This is a genomic window from Corallococcus aberystwythensis (assembly GCF_003612165.1).
GTDB classification, from domain to species: Bacteria; Myxococcota; Myxococcia; order Myxococcales; family Myxococcaceae; genus Corallococcus; species Corallococcus aberystwythensis.
In genome coordinates this window covers 22,139-39,854 of the sequence record NZ_RAWK01000026.1, presented here as the reverse complement: position 1 = coordinate 39,854, position 17,716 = coordinate 22,139, and the positions used below count along the sequence as shown (strand labels likewise).

4 protein-coding genes (1 of these 4 only partly in view) are annotated in these 17,716 nt (G+C 71.6%); 3 read left to right on the top strand and 1 reads right to left on the bottom strand.

Features of this window, described 5'->3' with window-relative positions; genetic code table 11:
* Positions 1–3 precede the first annotated feature (3 nt).
* From D7W81_RS06360 to D7W81_RS06350, 3 genes are read left to right on the top strand one after another with little or no spacing between them, the layout of a single operon-like run.
* The gene (locus D7W81_RS06360) at positions 4–261 is read left to right on the top strand and encodes an acyl carrier protein (protein ID WP_208721196.1); all 258 of its coding nucleotides are present in this window, start codon (positions 4–6) and stop codon (positions 259–261) included.
* A 47-nt stretch (positions 262–308) separates the two neighbouring features.
* The gene (locus D7W81_RS06355; RefSeq protein WP_120554423.1) at positions 309–1,535 is read left to right on the top strand and encodes a cytochrome P450; all 1,227 of its coding nucleotides are present in this window, start codon (positions 309–311) and stop codon (positions 1,533–1,535) included.
* A gap of 7 nt (positions 1,536–1,542) precedes the next feature.
* The gene (locus D7W81_RS06350) at positions 1,543–2,121 is read left to right on the top strand and encodes an NADPH-dependent FMN reductase (protein WP_120554422.1); all 579 of its coding nucleotides are present in this window, start codon (positions 1,543–1,545) and stop codon (positions 2,119–2,121) included.
* Positions 2,122–2,181: 60 nt separating this feature from the next.
* On the opposite strand, the gene D7W81_RS06345 is transcribed toward D7W81_RS06350, so the two are convergent.
* On the bottom strand, positions 2,182–17,716 hold the end of the coding sequence (locus tag D7W81_RS06345; protein ID WP_120554421.1) for a non-ribosomal peptide synthetase. Its footprint extends 15,983 nt past the window's final position; only the last 15,535 of its 31,518 coding nucleotides appear in the window; its start codon lies beyond the right edge, outside the window; it ends in the stop codon at positions 2,182–2,184.

Genomic DNA, 17,716 nt, shown 5'->3' with positions numbered 1-17,716 from the left:
CTCATGCCGTCCATCCCTTCCGCGGAGGCCCTGAGCAGCTGGCTGTCCGCGCGGATCGCCACCTACGTGCAGCGCAAGCCCGACGAGATCCGCGCCGACGTGCCGCTGGCCGAGTACGGCCTGGACTCCGTCTACGCGCTCACCCTGGCCGGAGACCTGGAGGACCACCTGGGGCTGTCGCTGGACCCGACGCTCATGTGGGACCACCCCACCATCGCCGGCCTCACGCAGGCCCTGCTCCAGGTACTCGCGGGCGCTTGAGCCACGGCCCCTTTCACCTTCCACCGCCACCCCCGCTGGAGCCCACCATGACCGCCCTTCCTCCGCTGCCTTCCGCACGGAAATGTCCCTTTGATCCGCCTCCCGAGTACCGCCGCCTGCGTGTGGAGCAGCCCATCAGCCGCGTCGTCACGCCGCGAGGCGACCCCGCCTGGCTGGTGACGCGCCATGAGGACATCCGCGCCGTCCTCACCGACCGGCGCTTCAGCTCCAACCCGCTGAGCCGCGGATATCCGTCCTACGTCACGGGCGACGTGCCGCCCCCGCCGGGCTTCTTCATGCAGATGGACGCGCCGGACCACACGCGCCTGCGCGCGCTCGTCACGCGCGAGTTCATGGCCCGGCACATCGAGTCCCTGCGCCCGCGGATGCAGGCCATCGTGGATCAGCGGGTGGACGCGCTCCTTCAGGAGACGCGGCCCGCGGACCTCATCAAGGCCTTCGCCCTGCCCACCGCGTCCGCCGTCATCTGCGAGCTCTTGGGCGTGCCCTTCGAGGACGCGGGCTTCGTGCAGAGCCGGACCGACGGCGTGCTGGACCGCAGCCGCACGGCGAAGGAATCAGAGACCTCCGCCATCGAGCTGATGACCTACTTCGACCGGCTGGTGACCGCGAAGGAGCAGGCCCCCGGGGACGACATCCTGGGCCGCCTCATCTCCGACAAGACGCGCAGCGAGCAGGTCACCCACGCGGAGCTGGTGGGCATCGCCGCGCTGCTGATGCTGGGCGGCTACGACACCATGGCGCAGGTGATTGGCCTGGGCACCGTCACGCTGCTCCAGCACCCGGAGCAGCTGGCGGACTTCCTGCGCGACCCCGCGCTGGCGGACGGCCTGGTGGAGGAGCTGGTGCGCTACCTCACGGTGAACCACGCGGGCCTGCCGCGCGCGGCCACCGCCGACGTGGAGGTGGGCGGCCAGCTCATCCGCGAGGGCGAGGGGCTCATCGTCATGCTCAGCTCCGGCAACCGCGACGAGCAGGCCTTCCCCAACGCGGACGCCTTCGACATCCGCCGCGACTGCCGGCACCAGGTGGGGTTCGGCCACGGGCTGCACCGCTGCATCGGCGCGACGTTCGCGCGCGCGGAGCTGGCCATCGTCTTCCGCGCCCTCTTCGAGCGCATCCCAACGCTGCGCGTCGCCGTGCCCGTGGAGGAGCTGGCCTTCCGCCACGAGATGGTCCTCTATGGCCTGAAGCAACTGCCCGTGACATGGTCCGCGGCTTCTCCGTCCACCGGTCCGCAGGAGGCCGCCTGAGCACGCCATGAAGATCCTCGCCATTTCAGGAAGCCTTCGGAAGGTCTCCTCCAACACCGTCCTGTTGAGGGCCTGTCTCCGGCTGACGCCCCCGGGCGTGGAGATGACGCTCTATGACGCGCTCGGAGACATCCCGCCCTTCAACCCGGACCTGGACGACCTGGACAACGGCATCGCGCCCCCCGGCGTGCTGGCGCTGCGCGAGGCGCTCCGGGCCACCGATGCGCTGCTCATCTCCAGCCCGGAGTACGCGCACGGCATCTCCGGCGTGATGAAGAACGCGCTGGACTGGCTGGTGGGCAGCGGCGAGATGTCCTCCCGGCCCACCGCGCTGATCAACGCCTCGCCGCGCTCCCTGCACGCTCACGGGCAGCTGATGGAGGTGCTGCGCACCGTCACCTTCACGGAGGTGATTGAAGGCCTGCTCACGGTCCCCCTGGCGGGCCGCAAGACGGACGAGGCGTCGCTCGCCGTGGACCCGGACGTGGCCCCGGTGCTCGTGAAGACCATCGAGGCGCTGGTCCAGGCGGTCCGCGCCGCCGCGCCGCCGGAGCCCCTGACGCTGTCCCCCATCGGCGCCCGGTAGGCGCCGGCCGCTGTCAGCAACACGGGCTCCGGGGATGACCCCGGAGCCCGCGTGGTACCGCTACCCGATCTTCTTCTTCTGGTCGTCCACCGGCGCCGTCCACGACACGATGCGGGACTGGAGCTCCCGCGCCACGTTCGTGATGAGCGGCTTGCGCATCATCGTCATGTGCGTGCCCGGCATCTCCACGACCTCCACGCCGCCGGTGACGAGCTCCTCCCAGCCGGTGTGCTCGCGAGTGTCCGGCCGCTGGCTGGCGCGCAGCAGCACCAATGCCCCGTCGAGCGGCTTCGCGTCGTACTGCGTGAACGCGCGCGAGGTGGACTCGAACACCCGGTACAGGTTGCGCACGCGCTCCACGCCCACGTCGGCGATCTGCGTGTCACCCTGGCTGCCCACTTCGTAGAAGTAGTTCACGCGCTCCGGCTGCGTCATCTGGGAGATGCGCTCGCGCAGCTCCATGGGGTCGCGCCCGGTGGTGGCCGCCAGCATCATGGTGAGCTCGGAGGTGAGCATGTCCTCCAGCACCTGCTCCGGCGTCTTGTCCGGCACCATGTGCTGCACGGTGTACGCGTCGATGCTCGCCAGGAGCGCCACCGTCTCGCCCTGTGCGCGCAGCTGCCGCGCCATCTCGAAGGCGATGATGCCGCCCAGCGACCAGCCCGCCAGGTGGTAGGGCCCGTGCGGCTGCACCTCGCGCACGGACGCCAGGTACAGCGCGGCCATCTCCGCCACGGTGCCCAGGGGCTCCTCGCCCTCGGTGCCCCGGGCCTGGAGGCCGTAGCACGGCTGATCCGCGTCCAGTTCTCGCGCCAGGTCCACGTAGCAGAGGACGCCGCCGCCCGCCGGGTGGATGGCGAACAGCGGAGGCTTCGTCCCCTCCGGCTTCAGCGCCACCAGCGGCGACCAGGCCTTCTCCCCCTGCTCCAGGAGCGCGGACAGCTGCTCCACCGTCGACGCCTGGAACAGCGACGCCAGGGGCAGGTTGCGGCCGGTGAGCTGCTGGATGCGGCCCATCAGCTGCACCGCCAGCATGGAGTGGCCGCCCAGGTCGAAGAAGTCGTCGCGGATGCCAATGGGCGACATCCCCAGCGTCTCCTCCCAGATGCGGACCAGTTGCAGCTGGAGCGGCGTACGCGCCACCACCAGCGTGGCGGCCTCCGTGCGCGTGGTGTCCGGCGCGGGCAGCGCGCGGCGGTCCACCTTGCCGTTGGACGTGAGCGGCAGCTGCTCCAGCGGCACGAAGGCGGACGGCACCATGTACTCCGGCAGCGTGCGCCGCAGCTGTTCGCGCAGCTCCTGGCTCCCTGCCACGCTCTGGCCCGGAGCGCCCACGAGGTACGCCACCAGGCGCTTGTCGCCCGGCACGTCCTCGCGCACCAGCACCACGGCCTCGCGCACGCTCGGGTGCGACAGCAGGCCCGCTTCGATTTCGCCCAGCTCGATGCGGAAGCCACGCACCTTCACCTGGAAGTCCGCACGGCCCAGGTACTCCAGCGTGCCGTTGGGACGCCACCGCGCCAGGTCTCCGGAGCGGTAGAGCCGCGCCCCGGGCCGCGTGCTGAACGGATCCGGCAGGAAGCGCTGCGCGGTCAGCTCCGGCCGGCCCAGGTAGCCGCGGCCCAGGCCTTCACCGCCCACGTACATCTCCCCCGTGACGCCCGGAGGCACCGGCTGTCCGTGCGCATCCAGCACGTACACCTGGAGGTCCGGAATCGGCACGCCCACCTCGCTGCCGCGTCCGCCCTCCGCGTCCGCCGCCTTGAGTGCGCGGTAGGTCACGTGCACGGTCGTCTCGGTGATGCCGTACATGTTGACGAGCACCGGCGCGTTGTCCGCGTGGCGCGCGTACCAGGGCCGCAGGCTGCCGAACTCCAGCGCCTCGCCGCCGAACACCACCGTGCGCAGGGCCAGGCCTTCGTGGTCGCCCGTGCGCTCCTCGTGCTGGATGAGCTGACGGAAGGCGGACGGCGTCTGGTTGAGCACCGTGACGCCCTCGCGCTTGAGCAGCGCGTGGAAGTCCGCCGGCGTGCGGCTGACCTCGTAGGGCACCACCACCAGCTTGCCGCCGTACAGCAGCGCGCCCCACATCTCCCAGACGGAGAAGTCGAACGCGTACGAGTGGAACAGCGTCCACACGTCCTTCGCGCCGAAGTCGAACCAGTGCTTCGTGCCGTCGAAGAGGCGCACCACCTGGGCGTGCTCAATCTGCGCGCCCTTGGGCCGGCCCGTGGAGCCGGAGGTGTAGATGACGTACGCCAGGTGATGCGGCGCCACGCCGCTGACCGGCCTCGTGGTGGGCGCGGAGGCCCACGCGGAGGCGTCCGCGTCCAGGCACAGGCGCTTCGCCGCGCCCGACGGCACCACGTCCAGCAGGTGCTGCTGCGTGAGCACCACCGGGACGCGCGCGTCCTCCACCATGAACTCCAGGCGCTCCCGCGGGTACGCCGGATCCATGGGCAGGTACGCGCCGCCGGCCTTGAGGATGGCCAGCAGGCCCACCATCAGCTCCAGCGAGCGCTCCACCGCGAGGCCCACCAGGACCTCCGGCCCCACGCCCAGCGTGCGCAGGTGGTGCGCCAGCTGGTTCGCCCGCGCGTCCAGCTCGCGGTACGTGAGGCGCTGTTCGGCGTAGGTGACGGCGATGGCGTCCGGGGTGCGCGCCGCCTGCTGCTCGAACAGCGAGTGCAGGCACGCGTCCACCGGGAAGCGGGCGTTGGCGTCGTTCCAGCCCGCCACCACCTGCTGGCGGTCCTCCGGCGTGAGCAGCGGCAGCTGGTGCAGACGTGCATCCGGGTTGGCCGCGATGCCCTCCAGCAACACGCCCAGGTGCCGGGCGAGCCGCTCGGCGGTGCCCGCGTCGAACAGGTCGGTGTTGTACTCGAGCCCGCCCTCGATGCCGTTCGCCGTCTCCGTGAGGCCCAGCGACAGGTCGAACTTCGCGGTGCGGTGCTCCACCTCCACGCCTTCCAGGGTGAGGTCGGTCAGCGTGAACGCCTCTTCCGGCGCGTTCTGCAGCGTCATGGACACCTGGAACAGCGGCGTGCGGCTGGTGTCGCGCGTGGGCGCCAGCTCCTCCACCAGCTTCTCGAAGGGCACCTCCTGGTGCGCGTACGCGCCCAGGGTCGTCTCACGCACGCGGCCCAACAGCTCGCGGAACGTGGGGTCGCCGTCCAGCTTCGTGCGCAGCACCAGCGTGTTGACGAAGAAGCCGATGAGGCCCTCCGTCTCCGCGCGCTGCCGGCCCGCGATGGGCGTGCCCACGCTCACGTCGTCCTGTCCGGAGTAGCGCGACAGCAACGTCTGCCACGCGGCCAGCAGGACCATGAAGGGCGTGGTGCCCTCCTGGAGCGCCAGGGCCTTCAGCGATTCCGTCAGCGCCGCGCCCACCTTCACCGGGACGCTTGCGCCGTGTGACGTCTGCACCGCAGGACGCGGACGGTCCGTGGGCAGCTCCATCGCGGAGGGCGCGCCGGACAGCTGCTGCTTCCAGTACCCGAGCTGCTTCTCCAGCACCTCGCCCTGGAGCCAGCCGCGCTGCCAGCCCGCGTAGTCCGCGTACTGCACCGGCAGCTGCGGCAGCACCGGCGCGCGGCCGGAGGCGAAGGCCTCGTAGGACGCGGCCATCTCGCGCACCAGCACGCCCATGGACCAGCCGTCGGAGACGATGTGGTGCATGACGAGCAGGAGGATGTGCTCCTCCTCGTCCAGCTTGAGCAGCTTCACGCGCAGCAGCGGGCCGGTGGCCAGCTGGAACGGGTGCACAGCCTCCTCGTCCGCGAGGCGGCGGGCCTCGTCATGGCGCTCCGGCTCCGGGATGTCGCAGAGGTCCACCACCGGGAGCGGCAGCGACACCGCCGGGTGGATGACCTGCGCGGCCTGGCCGTTCTCCAGGTGGAACGACGTGCGCAGCGATTCGTGCCGGCGCACCAGCTCCGTGAAGCTCTGCTCCAGCGCCATTACGTCCAGCGAGCCCTTCAGGCGAAGGACCATGGGCACGTTGTAGGCCGGGCTGGACGCGTCCAGCTGGTGCAGGAACCACAAGCGCTGCTGTGCGAACGACAGCGGCAGGCGGCCCTCGCGAGGCAGCGGCACGATGGCGGGCGCCTGGGTGCCCGCGCCGGCCTGGAGCGCCTGGTCGATGAGGACCGACAGCTTCTGCACCGTGGGCGCGTTGAAGACGTCCCGCAGCTGCAGGTCGATGCGGAAGATGCTCCGGACGCGCGACAGCACCTGCGTGGCCAGCAGTGAGTGGCCACCCAGCTCGAAGAAGTCGTCCGTGGAACCCACGCGGTCCACGCGCAGCAGCTCGCTCCACGCTCCGGCGAGCAGCTGTTCGGTGGGCGTGCGCGGCGCGATGAACGCGTCGGTTTCCGTGCGCTCGTCGCTGGGGACGGGCAGCGCCTTGCGGTCCACCTTGCCGTTGGAGGTCACCGGCAGCGCCTCCATGACGACGAAGGCGGACGGCACCATGTACTCCGGCAGCGTGCGCTCCAGGTGTTCGCGCAGGCCCTGGCGGTCCAGGGACTCCACGTCACCCGCGACGTAGGCGACCAGCCGCTTGTCGCCGGCCACGTCCTCGCGGACGACGACGACGGACTCGCGCACTCCGTAGGCGCCCATGAGGGCGGATTCGATCTCCCCCAGCTCGATGCGGTAGCCGCGCACCTTCACCTGGTGGTCGACGCGGCCCATGTATTCCAGCGTGCCGTCGGCGCGCCAGCGGGCCAGGTCGCCGGAGCGGTACAGCCGCGCTCCGCCGTCGGTGCTGAACGCATCCGGGACGAACTTCTCCGCGGTGAGCTCCGGGCGGCCCAGGTAGCCGCGGCCCACCTGCACGCCGCCGATGTACAGCTCACCCGGCACGCCCACCGGCACGGGTTGCAGGTGCGCATCCAGCACGTACATCCGCGTGTTGGGCAGCGGCTTGCCGATGCGCACCGCGCCGGAGCCCGAGTCCTCCGGGGCCACGACGTGCACCGAGCAGCCCACCACCGTCTCCGTGGGGCCGTACTCGTTGATGAGCCGCGTGGCCGGCGCGTGCTTGCGCCAGAACGCCAGCTCTTCCGAGAAGAGCGCTTCGCCGCCGATGACGAAGGCGCCCGTGCGCCCCGCCGCCGCGTCCGCGCCCAGCAGGTCCGACAACAGCCGCAGGTGGCTGGGCGTCAACTTCACCAGGCTGAAGCCCGTGCCTTCGCGCAGCACGTCCGCCAGGCCTTCCACGCCCCGGGCCTCGGACACCATCACCACGCCCCGGCCCGCAACCAGCGGCGCCAGCATGCTGGTGACGGTGAGGTCGAACGCGAGCGACGAGTGCACCGGTGCGCCCGCGCCCGAGTCGAGCCCGTACGCCGACAAGCACCACGTCAGGTAGTTGGACACGCCGCGGTGTTCGATGGCCACGCCCTTGGGCTTGCCCGTGGAGCCGGACGTGTAGATGACGTACGCCAGGTTGCCGGCCGTCACCGCCGTCACGGGCGCGTCCTCGCGCTCGCGGGAGATGCTCCGCTTCCAGTCGCCATCCAGGCTGATGAGCTGCTGGGTGGTGACGGGCAGCTCGTCCGCCAGCGAGTCCTGCGTCAGCACCACCGGCACCTGCGTGTCCTCCAGCATGAAGGACAGGCGATCCAGCGGGTACTTCGGGTCGAGCGGCACGTAGGCGCCGCCGGCCTTGAGCACGCCCATCACGGCGATGACCATCTCCAGCGAGCGCTCCAGGCACAGGGCGACCTTCACCTCGGGCCCCACGCCCAGCCGGCGCAGGTGGTGCGCCAGCTGGTTCGCCTTCGCGTCCAGCTGCCGGTACGTCAGCTGCTCACCCTCGAAGGTCGCGGCGATCGCGTCCGGGGTGCGAGCCACCTGCGCCTCGAAGCGCTGGTGGATGCAGGCGTCGCGCGGGAAGTCGGCCCGCGTGTCGTTCCACGTCTCCAGCAACAGCTGGCGCTCGCCACCGGTGAGCAGCGGCAGGCGCTGCACGGGCACGTCCGGCTGGGACGCCACGCCTTCCAGGAGGATGCGCAGGTGCTCCAGCATCCGCCCGGCGGTGCCGGCGTCGAACAGGTCGGAGTTGTACTCCATCGCCCCGCGCAGCTCGCCGTCCACCTCCGACAGCGTCATGTTGAGGTCGAACTGCGCGGTGCGGTGCTCCAGCGGCACGGCGCGCAGCGTGAGGCCCTTCACCTCCAGCTCCGGCACCGGCGCGTTCTGGAACGACAGCAGCACCTGGAACAGCGGCGTGCGGCTGGTGTCTCGCGTGGGCGCCAGCTCCTCCACCAGCTTCTCGAAGGGCACTTCCTGGTGCGCGTACGCGCCCAGCGTCGTCTCCTTCACCTGGGCCAGCAGCGCGCGGAAGGACGGATTGCCCTCCAGCTTCGTGCGCAGCACCAGCGTGTTGACGAAGAAGCCGATGAGGCCTTCGGTCTCCGTGCGGCCACGGCCCGCGATGGGCGTGCCCACGCTCACGTCGTCCTGGCCGGAGTAGCGCGCGAGCAGCACCTGCCACGCGGCCAGCAGCACCATGAAGGGCGTGGCGCCTTCCTTCAGCGCCAGGGCCTTCAGGGTGTCCGTCACAGGCTTGCCGACGCGCAGGTTCACGCTGGCGCCCCGGTACGTCTGCACCGCCGGACGCGGGCGGTCCGTGGGCAGCTCCAGCGCGGCGGGCGCGCCGGACAGCTGCTGCTTCCAGTACGCCATCTGCTGGGCCAGCACGTCACCCTGCAGCCAGCCGCGCTGCCAGCCCGCGTAGTCCGCGTACTGCACCGGCAGCTCCGGCAACTTCGGCGCACGGCCGGAGGCGAAGGCCTCGTAGAGGGCCGCCATCTCCCGCACCAGCACGCCCATGGACCAGCCGTCGGAGACGATGTGGTGCATCGTCGCGAGCAGCACGTGCCGCTGGGCCTCCAGCTTGAGCAGCTTCACGCGCAAGAGCGGGCCGTTCGCCAGGTGGAACGGACGCTGCGCCTCTTCGTTGGCCTGCCGCTGGGCCTCCGCCTCGCGGACGTCCTCGGGCTGACCGGACAGGTCCACCACCGCCAGCGGCATCGACGGCGCGGGGTGGATGACCTGCGCGGGCTGGCCGTCGCGCATGGGGAACGTGGTGCGCAGCGATTCGTGGCGGCGCACCAGCTCCGTGAACGCGCGCTCCAGCGCGGACACGTCCAGCGTGCCCTCCAGCCGCACTGGCAGCGGGAGGTTGTAGAAGGCGCTGTCCGGCTCCAGCTGGTTGAGGAACCACAAGCGCTGCTGGGCGAACGACAACGGCATCCGCTCCGCGCGCGGCAGCGCTACGAGCGGCGGCGCCCGCACTCCCCTGCCCTGCGCCACGAGCGCGTCCACGCGCCGGGCGAGGTCCGACACCGTGGGCGCCTCGAAGAGCGTGCGCAGCGGCAGCTCCACGTCGAAGGCCTCGCGGATGCGCGAGGCCAGCCGCGTGGCCATGAGCGAGTGGCCGCCCATCTCGAAGAAGTGGTCCTCCACGCCCATGCGCTCCACGCCCAACAGCTGCGCGAAGAGGGCCGCGAGCAGCTCCTCCGTCGGCGTGCGCGGGGCCACGAAGCTGCGCGTGCGCGACACCTCACCCGTCGGCGCGGGCAGGGCCTTGCGGTCCACCTTGCCCGCGGGCGTCAGCGGCAGGGACTCCAGCACCACGAAGGCGGACGGCACCATGTACTCCGGCACCTCGCTCTTCAGATGGCGGCGCAGCTCCACCACGTCCAGCGTGCCGGCCTGCTGGGGCACGACGTACGCCACCAGGCGCTTGTCGCCCGGCGCGTCCTCGCGCACCACCACCGCCGCCTCACGCACCTCCGCGTGGTGCAGCAGCACGGACTCGACTTCACCCAGCTCGATGCGGAAGCCGCGCACCTTTACCTGGTAGTCGATGCGGCCCAGGTACTCGAGCTCGGCCGAGGACGTCCACCGCACGCGGTCGCCCGTGCGGTACAGCCGCGCACCCGGCTCCTGGCTGAACGGGTTCGGGATGAACCGCTCCGCCGTCAGGTCCGGCCGGCCCTGGTAGCCACGCGCCAGGCCCACGCCCGCCACGTACAGCTCCCCCGGGACGCCCGTCGGCTGGGGCCGGAGCGCGTCATCCAGCACGTACACCTGCACGTTCCCCCACGGGCGGCCGATGGTCAGCCGGTCCGGGTTCGCGCCGTCCTCCGTCAGCGTCGCGCAGACGGTGGCCTCCGTGGGGCCGTAGGCGTTGATCATCAAGCGCCCCGCACCCCACTTGCGCGCCAGCTCCACGCTCAGCGCCTCGCCCGCGGAGATGACGGTGCGCAGGCCCTCCAGCCCTTCGGTGCCCAGCTGCGCGAGCACCGACGGCGTCAGCGTGACGGCGGTGATGCGCTGCTCCTGAAGCAGCGTGCGCAGCGGCTCGTCCGGCAGCAGCCGGTCGCGCGGCGCGAGCACCAGCGTGGCCCCGGCGACGAGCGTGCCGAACACCTCGCACACGCTGGCGTCGAAGCTGGACGCCGCGTACTGCAACACGCGGCTGCCCGGCGCGTAGCGGTGCGCGCGGCCCGCCTGGATCGCCGTGTTCACCAGGCCCTGGTGCTGGAGCAGCGTGCCCTTGGGACGGCCCGTGGAGCCGGACGTGTAGATGACGTACGCCAGGTTGGCGGAGGTCATGTTCACGGACGGCGCCGTGGTGGGCAGGGCCTGGAGGACTTCCCGGACGTCGTCCAGGTGCAGCCCTTCACGGCCTTCCGCGTGCAGGCCCGGCATGGGCTCGCCGCGCGTCACGAGCACCGTGGCGCCGCTGTCCTCCAGCATGTAGTCGAGCCGGTCGATGGGGTACGCCGGATCGAGCGGCACGAACGCGCCACCGGCCTTGAGCACACCCAGCATGCCGACCACCAGGTCCAGCGAGCGGTCCAGGCAGAGCGCCACGCGCACTTCCGGCCTGACGCCCAACGTGCGCAGGTGGTGCGCCAGCTGGTTCGCCCTGGCATCCAGCTGCGCGAACGTGAGGGACGTGTCCTCGTAGACGAGGGCCACCGCGTCCGGCGTGGCGCGGGCATGCGCCTCGATGAGCGACGGGACGCACGCCTCGCGCGGGAAGTCCACGCGGGTGTCGTTCCACACGACCAGTTCCTGCCGCGCCTCGTCCTCGGTCATCAGGGGCAGCGCCATCACGCGCTGGCCCAGGTCCGTGGCGATGCCTTCCAGCATCATCACGAAGTGCTGCACCAACCGCTCGGCGGTGGCGCGGGAGAACAGGTCGGAGTTGTACGCGAGCCGGCCCAGGAAGCCCTCGGACGCGTCCGCCAGCGACAGGGACATGTCGAACTTCGCCGTGCGCGCTTCCGCCTCGAACGTCTTCAGCGTGAGGCCGGCCACGGACACCTGGCCGGACAGCTCCTCCGCCTGGAGCACGAACATGGCCTGGAAGAGCGGCGAGCGGCTGGTGTCGCGCACCGGGTGCAGCTCCTCCACCAGCTTCTCGAACGGCACCTCCTGGTGGACGTGCGCGGACAGCACCGTGTCACGCACTTGGGTGAGCACGTCGCGGAAGGACGGGTTGCCCTCCAGCTTCGCGCGCAGCACCAGCGTGTTGACGAAGAAGCCGATGAGGCCCTCCGTCTCCGAGTGCCCGCGGCCCGCGGCCGGCGAGCCCACGCTCACGTCGTCCTGGCCCGCGTGACGCGCCAGGAGCACCTGCCACGCCGCCAGCAGGAACATGAACGGCGTCACGCCCTGTTCACGGCACAGCGCCTTGAGCCGCTGCGACAGCGCCTGCGGGACCTTCACGGCCACGCCGCCGCCCGAGTACGTCATCACCGCCGGGCGCGGGAAGTCCGTGGGCAGCTCCAGCGCGGAGGGAGCGCCGGACAGCTGCTGCCGCCAGTACTCCACGTGCTTGCCCATCACGTCGCTGCGCAGCCAGTCGCGCTGCCAGCCCGCGTAGTCCGCGTACTGCACCGCCAGTTCCTTCAGGGGCGACGGCTTGTCCTCACGGAACGCGGCGTAGAGCGCGGCGATCTCGCGGACAATGAGGCTCATGGACCAGCCGTCCGTGATGATGTGGTGCAGCGACAGGAGCAGCACGTGCTCCGTCCCGGACATGCGCAGGATGAGGGCGCGCATGAGCGGCCCCGTGTCCAGGCGGAAGCCCCGGTTGGTCTCCGCGTCGGCCAGGCGCTTCGCCTCGGCCTCGCGCTCCGCGTCCGGCAGGCTGCTCAGGTCCACGACGTTGAGCGACGCAGGCGCGGGCGCGTGGATGCGCTGCACGGGCTGGTCGCCTTCCGCGTGGAACGTGGTGCGCAGCGATTCATGCCGCCGCACCAGCTCCGTGAAGGTCCGCTCCAGCACGCCCAGGTCCAGCTCACCCTCCAGACGGACGGGCAGCACGATGTTGTAGAACGCGCTGTCCGGCTCCATCTGATCCAGGAACCACAGCCGCTGTTGGGCAAGACCCAGCGGCAGCGAACCCTCGCGCGGCAGCGGCACGATGGGCGGCGCCTGGAGTCCCTGCTCCGAACGCACGGCCCCATCCACGCGCTGGGCGAGGTCCGCGATGGTGGGCGCCTCGAACAGCGCGCGCAGCGGCAGCTCCACGCCGAACGCTTCGCGGATGCGCGAGGCGACCTGCGTGGCCAGCAGCGAGTGCCCGCCCAGCTCGAAGAAGTTGTCGCGCACCCCTACCCGCTTCACGTCCAGGATCTCCGTCCAGACCGTGGCGAGCATCTCCTCCGTCGGCGTGCGCGGCGCGGCGAACTCCGCCTCGCTGCGCTCCGTGCGGGCGTCGGACGGCGCGGGCAGGGCCTTGCGGTCCACCTTGCCCGCGGGCGTCATCGGCAGCGCCTCCAGCACCACGAAGGCGGACGGCACCATGTACTCCGGCACCTCGCCCTTCAGGTGACGGCGCAGCTCCGTGACGTCCAGCTCGCTGTCCTCCTGCGCGACGACGTACGCCACCAGGCGCTTGTCGCCCGGCACGTCCTCGCGCACGACGACCGCCGCCTCACGGACCTCCGTGTGGTGCAGCAGCACGGACTCCACTTCGCCCAGCTCGATGCGGAAGCCACGCACCTTCACCTGGAAGTCGATGCGGCCCAGGTACTCCAGCTCGCCCGTCGCCAGCCAGCGCACGCGGTCACCCGTGCGGTACAGCCGCGCGCCCGCGTCGGAGCTGAACGGATGCGGGACGAACTTCTCCGCCGTCAGGTCCGGCCGGCCCTGGTAGCCGCGCGCCAGACCCACGCCGCCGATGTACAGCTCACCGCCCACGCCCACCGGCACCGGACGCCAGGCCGCGTCCAGCACGTACACCTGCGCGTTCGCCCACGGCTTGCCAATCGTGAGCCGCTCGGGGTTCACGCCGCCCTCGGTCAGCGTCGCGCAGACCGTGGCCTCCGTGGGGCCGTAGGCGTTGATCATCAAGCGCCCCGCGCCCCACTTGCGCGCCAGCTCCACGCTCAGCGCCTCACCGGCGGAGACGATGCTGCGCAGTCCCTCCAGCCCTTCCGTGCTCAGGTTCGCGAGCACGGACGGCGTCAGCGTGGCGGTGGTGATGCCCTGCTCCGTCAGCAGCGTGCGCAGCGGCTCATCCGGCAGCAGCCGGTCGCGCGGCGCGAGCACCAGCGTGGCGCCCGCGGCCAGGGTGCTGAAGATCTCCCAGACGCTGGCATCGAAGCTGGACGCCGCGTACTGCAACACGCGGCTGCCCGGTCCCACCCGCTTCGCGGCGGCGGCGCGCAGGGCCGTGTTCACCAGGCCCTCGTGCTGGAGCAGCGTGCCCTTGGGGCGGCCCGTCGAGCCGGACGTGTAGATGATGTACGCCAGGTTGTGGGCCGACACGCCCGAGCGCGGCGCCTCCTCCGGCATCCGCTCGATGGCGTCCACGTCCATGTCCAGTTGGATGGTGAGGCGGCCGTCCGTGGGCAGCGAGTCCATCAGCGACTCCTGCGTCACCAGCACCGGCGCGCCCGAGTCCGACAGCATGTAGTCGAGCCGATCCACGGGGTACGACGGATCCAGCGGGATGAACGCGCCACCGGCCTTGAGGATGCCGAGCATGCCCACCACGAGATCCAGCGAGCGCTCCAGGCAGAGCGCCACGCGCACCTCGCGCCCGACGTACCGGCGGCGCAGGTGGTGCGCCAGCTGGTTCGCCTTCACGTCCAGCTCCGCGTACGTGAGCGACTGGTCCTCGTACACGAGGGCCACCGCGTCCGGCGTGCCTTCCGCATGCGCTTCGATGAGCGAGTGGATGGTGGCCTCGCGCGGCAGCTCCGCGCGCACGCTGTTCCAGCCCACCAGCACCTGCTGCCGCTCCTCGGCGGACAGCAGGGGCAGCTCTCCCACGGGCGCCGCGGGCCGGGCGACGATGCCTTCCAGCAGCACGTGCAGGCGCGCCATCATCCGCTCCGCCGTCGCACGGGCGAACAGGTCGGAGTTGAACTCCAGGCGGCCCACGAAGCCGTCCGCCGCGTCCAGCATGGACAGGGCCAGGTCGAACTTCGCGGTGCGCGCTTCCGCTTCGTAGGCGCTCAGCGTGAGGCCCGGCACGGACAGCTTCGCCGCCAGCTCCTGGTGCAGCACGAACCACACCTGGAAGAGCGGCGAGCGGCTGGTGTCGCGCACCGGCTGCAGCTCCTCCACCAGCTTCTCGAACGGCACTTCCTGGTGCGCGTGCGCGCCCAGCACCGACTCCCGCACCCGCGCGAGCACCTGGCGGAACGAGGGGTCCCCTTCCAGCCGAGTGCGCAGCACGAGCGTGTTGATGAAGAAGCCGATGAGGCCTTCGGTCTCCAGGCGGCCACGGCCGGCCACGGGCGAACCCACCGTGACGTCGTCCTGGCCCGCGTGGCGTGCCAGCAGCACCTGCCACGCGGTGAGCAGCAGCATGTACGGCGTGACGCCTTCCTTCAGCGCCAGCGCGCGCAGGGACTCCGACAGCTCGCGCGGCAGCGTGAACGGCAGCGTCTCACCGCGGTAGGTCTGCACCGCCGGGCGCGGGAAGTCCGTGGGCAATTCCAGCGCGGAGGGCGCGCCGGTCAGCTGCTGCTTCCAGTAGCCGACCTGCTTCTTCAGCACGTCGCCCTGGAGCCAGCCGCGCTGCCAGCCCGAGTAGTCCGCGTACTGCACCGGCAGCTCCGGCAGCGGCGACGGCTTGCCCTGGCGGAAGGCCTCGTAGAGCGCGGCCACTTCGCGCACGAGCACGCCGCGCGACCAGCCGTCGGACACGATGTGGTGCACCGTGAGCAGCAGCATGTGGCGCACGTCCGAGATGCGCACCAGCGTGGCGCGCAAGAGCGGGCCCGTGGCCAGGTTGAAGGGCCGGCCCGCGTCCTCGTCCGCCAGCCGCTGCGCCTTCGCCTCGCGCTCCGCTTCCGGCAGGTGCGTGAGGTCCACGAGCGGCAGCGGCATGGGGGCCGCCGCGTGGACGACCTGAATCGGGTTGCCACCCTCCGCGCGGAAGGTGGTGCGCAGCACTTCGTGCCGGCGCACCAGCTCCGTGAAGGCCTGCTCCAGCGGGGCGACTTCCAACGCGCCGTCCAGCATCACCGGCGCGGCGATGTTGTAGAACGCGCTGTCCGGCTCCAGCTGATCCAGGAACCACAGGCGCTGCTGCGCGAACGACAGCGGCAGCGTGTGTTCGCGCGACAGCGGCACGATGGCCGGTGCCTCCAGGCCGAAGCCCTGGCGGACGGCCTCGTCCACGCGGGCCGCGAGCGTCTCCACCGTGGTCGCCTCGAAGAGCGCGCGCAGGGGCAGCTCCACGCGGAAGGCGCCGCGGATGCGGGAGATCATCTGCGTCGCCAGCAGCGAGTGGCCGCCGAGCGCGAAGAAGTCGTCCTTCACGCCCACGCGCTCCACGCCCAGCAGCTTCGACCACAGTCCGGCGATCAGCTCCTCGGTGGGAGTGCGCGGCGCCACGTAGGCGCGGCCGGCCTCGGTCTCCTGCTCCGGCGCGGGCAGCGCCCGGCGGTCCACCTTGCCGTTGGACGTGAGCGGCAGCGCGGCCAGCATGACGAAGGCGGACGGCACCATGTAGTCCGGCAGCCGCGTCTTGAGGCCCTGGCGCAGCGCACCGGCCTCCAGCGTGTGGCCGGGCACCGCGACGACGTAGGCCACCAGGCGCTTGTCGCCCGGCACGTCCTCGCGCGCCAGCACGACGACCTCCGCGACGCCGGGCAGGCCGCTCATCGCGGCTTCGATTTCAGGCAGCTCGATGCGGAAGCCGCGCACCTTCACCTGGAAGTCGACGCGGCCCAGGAACTCCAGCGCGCCGTCCGGCAGGTAGCGCACGCGGTCGCCCGTGCGGTACACGCGCGCGCCGGGCTCCGGGTGGAACGGATCCGCCAGGAAGCGCTCCATGGTGAGACCGGGCTGTCCCAGGTAGCCCCGGGCCACGCCCGCGCCGCCGATGAACAGCTCGCCGGGCACGCCCACGGGGACGGGCTGCAGGGCCGCGTCCAGCACGTACATCCGCGCGTTGGGCAGCGGCCGGCCCAGCGGCACAGAGGCCGTGGCGGACAGCTGCGTGCCCCGCTCCACCTTCCACGTCAGCACGCCGACCGTCGTCTCGGTGGGGCCGTAGTGGTTGAACACTTCCAGGCCGGGCACCAGCGCGTGCACGCGCGCCACGAGCGCCGGGTCGGAGGCCTCGCCGCCCAACACCAGCCGCTTGCGCGGCAGGACGCGCTCAGGCGACGGCGACGACAGGAGTGCCGTCAGGTGCGAGGGGACGATCTTCAGGCAGTCCACCGCGTGGCGCTGGAAGTAGTCGCCCAGCGCGGCCGGGTCGGAGGCCCGGTCGCGGGAGATGAGGTGCAGCGTGCCGCCGCCGCTCAGCGTCGGGAAGACGGCGGTGTGGCCCAGGTCCGCGGCCAGCGTGGACACCGACGCGAAGCTCGCCGCCGGGGGCAGCTCCAGCCGGAGCGTCACGCCCTCCACGTAGTGGTTGAGCTGCCGGTGCTCGATGGCCACGCCCTTGGGGCGGCCCGTGGAGCCGGACGTGAAGATGACGTAGGCCAGCGAGCCCGCGTCGCCCAGGCGCTTCGGGTCGTCCTCACGCTCGTGCGAGAGCAGGCCCGCGTCGGAGTCCAGGCACACGTGTCCCTTGGAGGCGTCCGCCACGTGCGCGGCGAGCGAGGCCTGGGTGACGACGAGTGAAGCCGCCGCGTCCTCCAGCACCGTGCGCAGGCGCTCCGGCGGGTGCGACGGATCCAGCGGGACGTACGCGCCGCCGGCCTTGAGGATGCCCAGCATGCCGACGATGGCGTCCGGGGTGCGCTCGGTGAGCAGGCCCACGCGCGCATCCGGCCCTACGCCGCGCGCGCGCAGCCAGTGCGCGAGCTGGTTGGCCCTGCGGTTCAGCTCCCCGTAGGTGAGCTGGCCGTCGTCGCAGACCACCGCCACGGCGTCCGGCGTGCGGGCCGCGTGGACAGCGAAGCGCTCATGGACGAAAGCGTCGCCTGCGGACGCCGTGCCCGTGGCGTTCCACTCCACCAGCAGCTTCTGGCGCTCCGCATCGGGCAGCAGCGGCGCGTGTTCGTGACGCGCCTGGGGGTTGGCGGCCATCGCTTCGAGGGCGCGGAAGTAGTAGCCCGCCAGCGCCTCCGTCTGGTCCGCGTCGCGCTGCGTG

Coding starts and splice junctions, on each gene's coding strand:
- D7W81_RS06360 (WP_208721196.1), top strand. CDS start 4: ATGCCGTCCATCCCTTCCGCGGAGGCCCTGAGCAGCTGGCTGTCCGCG.
- D7W81_RS06355 (WP_120554423.1), top strand. CDS start 309: ATGACCGCCCTTCCTCCGCTGCCTTCCGCACGGAAATGTCCCTTTGAT.
- D7W81_RS06350 (WP_120554422.1), top strand. CDS start 1,543: ATGAAGATCCTCGCCATTTCAGGAAGCCTTCGGAAGGTCTCCTCCAAC.